The sequence below is a fragment of the Psychrobacter sp. JCM 18903 genome (assembly GCF_000586475.1).
GTDB lineage: Bacteria > Pseudomonadota > Gammaproteobacteria > Pseudomonadales > Moraxellaceae > Psychrobacter.
This window is the reverse complement of record NZ_BAWJ01000044.1, coordinates 1-3,357: the sequence shown is the minus strand read 5'-3', so window position 1 is coordinate 3,357 and position 3,357 is coordinate 1. Positions and strand designations below refer to the sequence as shown.

2 protein-coding genes and 1 pseudogene are annotated in these 3,357 nt (G+C 35.4%); 2 read left to right on the top strand and 1 reads right to left on the bottom strand.

The features are described 5' to 3' along the window. Nucleotides 1–119 precede the first annotated feature (119 nt). Nucleotides 120–716 (top strand): recombinase family protein, encoded by a 597-nt coding sequence (locus TT12_RS14835; protein WP_045456436.1) that lies wholly within the window; start codon nt 120–122, stop codon nt 714–716. A 228-nt stretch (nt 717–944) separates the two neighbouring features. Next, a complete protein-coding gene (locus tag TT12_RS14830; RefSeq protein WP_045456433.1) occupies nt 945–1,613 on the top strand; it encodes an epoxyqueuosine reductase QueH in 669 nt (222 codons plus the stop codon). Here the strand turns inward: TT12_RS14830 and TT12_RS14825 are convergent. Next, nucleotides 1,610–3,003 (bottom strand): annotated as a pseudogene (locus TT12_RS14825) (methylenetetrahydrofolate reductase C-terminal domain-containing protein). The gene TT12_RS14830 and the pseudogene TT12_RS14825 sit on opposite strands and share 4 nt — an antisense overlap. Between the last annotated feature and the right edge of the window lie 354 nt (nt 3,004–3,357).

The window sequence follows — 3,357 nt, the reverse complement described above, 5'->3', positions numbered from 1 at the left end:
TAAAACCCCTAAACGATAATCTATCTATCATTAGACTTGTTTCTATTATTAAATGATAGTAATATCTGGCTATTATCAATAAACATTAATTATTAAGTCTAAGTAATAGAGGTGGTGTTATGACCGTTCGTATTTATGTGAGAGCCAGTACTAAGGATCAAGACGCTAAGAGAGCCTTGTCTGACTTGATTAGCTTTAGCCAAAGCTATGATGATAACCATGTTGAGTACGTAGAGCATTTCAGTGGTACTAAGCTTGATAGACCAGCACTCACTCTGTTACTCAATGATGCTGAAGAAGGCGATATTCTGCTGGTTGAAAGCGTGGATAGATTAAGCAGGCTATCTCAAGATGATTTTGCGATTCTAAAGCAGCGTATAAAAGACAAGGGCTTACGATTGGTGGTAGCTGATCTACCAACGACGCATACGGTAAGTAAGGGCATGACAGGTGAGATCCTAACAGTGATTAACCATATGCTGATCGACTTGTTAGCAACGATGGCAAAGCTTGATAATGACAAGCGTAGAGAGCGTATCAAGCAGGGATTGGCTAACAGTGGCTATAAGCCCGCCGGTAAGAAGCCTAATACAACTAAACACAATCGTATTAGAGAATTGGCCAGTCAAAACAATATGACAAAAGAGGAAATCGCTAAGGCGGTTGGTGTTGGGGTAGCTACCGTTTATCGAGTGTTGAAAAAAGCAGTTCGTTAATACTAGGCTGTTTTAGATGGTCTATAAATATGTTTGGAGACCCTAAAGGGTGACTCCAGTGGGGTTTAACCTACTATTGACGACTAGTAATAGTATTTGCATGTATTTTAACCAGTTTATCGTTATCAAAAACTAGAGCGCCATAATCCTCATAAGACCAGTAATCAAGCTTGCCGATAGTATTTAGTTTAAGTAGAATATAAAGTTTAACTCTCACATCAAAAGACTATGTCTAACAAATTACAACGTCAAAAACTAACTCTTCCCAATGATCATAAAAAACTTTTATTACATTCTTGCTGCGCCCCGTGTTCAGGAGAAGTGATGGAAACGCTAATTCAATCTGGAATAGATTTTTCTATATTTTTTTATAACCCTAATATTCACCCAATCAAAGAATATGAGATTCGTAAAGAAGAAAACATTCGTTTTGCAAAGAAACACAATATACCTTTTATTGACTGTGATTATGATATAGATAATTGGTTTGAACGAGCCAAAGGTATGGAAAATGAACCTGAAAAAGGCATTCGTTGTACCATGTGTTTTGATATGCGTTTTGAACGTACTGCTTTATATGCAAAGGAAAATGGCTTTAGCCTTATCAGCAGTTCATTAGGTATTTCACGTTGGAAAAATATGCAACAGATCAATGATTGTGGTCATCAATCTGCATCTCACTATGATGGCATTACGTATTGGGATTACAATTGGCGCAAACATGGCGGTGCTGTTCGTATGCTTGAAATTAGTAAGAAAGAAGAGTTCTATCAGCAAGAATATTGTGGGTGTGTCTATTCACTAAGAGATACCAATAGATGGCGGATGAAAAATGATCGTGAGCGAATTAAACTTGGTGTGAAGTTTTATTCAAATGTGATGGATGAAAAAAGTTAAGCTTTTGTCTTTAAATACCAGTTTTTCCAAGAGCTAGTTCCACGTATTGTAATAGGAACTGTTGGAATCAGTTTTTCTTTTAAAATATGCGTTTGCCCCACAACTTTAGCAAGCCTAGCTTTGACTGAATGAATACATTCTCGATCACCGAACTCACAGTAATCCAATGTGGTTCCACCACATGGACCATTGGACAAACCTTTGGGGCAGGTTTCTGGACAAATATATATTGTTTCTCCCAAACGACATTGCCCACAACTCTCACAACCTAAAACAGCGTGCTTACTTAGCCATTCTGTTTTTAACAAAGCTTTGGTAGTAGACTGTTTTTCCCAAAAAGAAGCTTTAAAAATAAAGCGACCAAATGATCTAGCAAGTTTTGCATCAAAAAATGTGTTATGCATCATGTGTAAATGATGATATTTGATTAATTGTCCTATTGACGGTTGTTTCGAAGAATATGAAAAATCAGGTATAAATTCTTTTCCTGTTTTAACTTGCCATAATGAATTCCATAATAATTCAAGTGCATTTAAATCCAGATGACGATACGCATTAATCCAATGTTCAAGTAACAATTGTTCATCAGGATTATGGCAAGCAGATAGGTGAATACCTGCGAAACCAAGTTGTTTACAAATTAAAATTTGTAATGCACAACGTCTATAAGCGTACTCATTTTTCCCAGATTTTTTCTCATCTTCCAATACTTTTACCATATGTGGAGTAATAACAATTCCAGCAACTTTATGTTTTAACATAAAGTTTGCACGTCCCAGATTTAGCGGCATGACACAGGCTAAAATTTTTTGTGTATAGCCATTTTCATGCATAATTTTTTTGCAATGCTTTAAGGCGTCAATGTCATAGCTAATTGTGTGATGATAAAATCTGCACCAGCATGTATTTTTTTATGAAGTTTAAAATATTGAGCATCATGTTCAGCTTCATTATATTTAAATGGATTGAATGCGACTCCGATATTAAATCCACCATGTTGTTTGGCAGTCATTACCGCATTTACAGACTCTAAATAACGTGTACGCTTCAGATACGAGTCTTCATCAACATGATTTTTTAATTTATCACCAGTAAGTAAAAGTAAGTTTTGAATATTGGCAGAATTTGCTTGATCTAAAAATTTGTAAAAATCCTGTATATCTCTATCTTTACCTGCAAAGTGCAATACTTTATCAATTCCTGCTGGATAAAAAAAACTTGCATCAAGTGGACTCATATCTTGATCTGAATGTACTCGATCTGCTAAAGTCATCAATGCTGGAAAATCTGTAAGCATAGTTTTGACAGCAAACTTATTTGGTATAGATGTTAGATATTCGATCAAAACACAAAATTTATTTTGTGAAAAATAATGCACAAGGTCGGCCATAAGTTACTACGAATGATTGAGAGTTCAAAATAAAAAATATGATGTAATGTCTAACATCATACGCACCTTATTCTAAGTCAAAAATGAGAGCTATAACACTCTTATTTTTATTGTTATATACCCTACTCTTAACTTGAAACAAGCAATTTAAACTGAGGTGGCGGGTTACCAAGTTTTTGGTTGTGAACCGCCCCGACTATATCGGAGGCTAATTTGCTTGAGTCAGGCACAGGCGTAGCGATTCACAACTTTCATTTGACAAATATTATTACAAACTTTCAAAATTATTGTGAGTATGTGAGTATGTGAGTATGTGAGTATGTGAGTATGTGAGTATGTGAGTATGTGAGTATG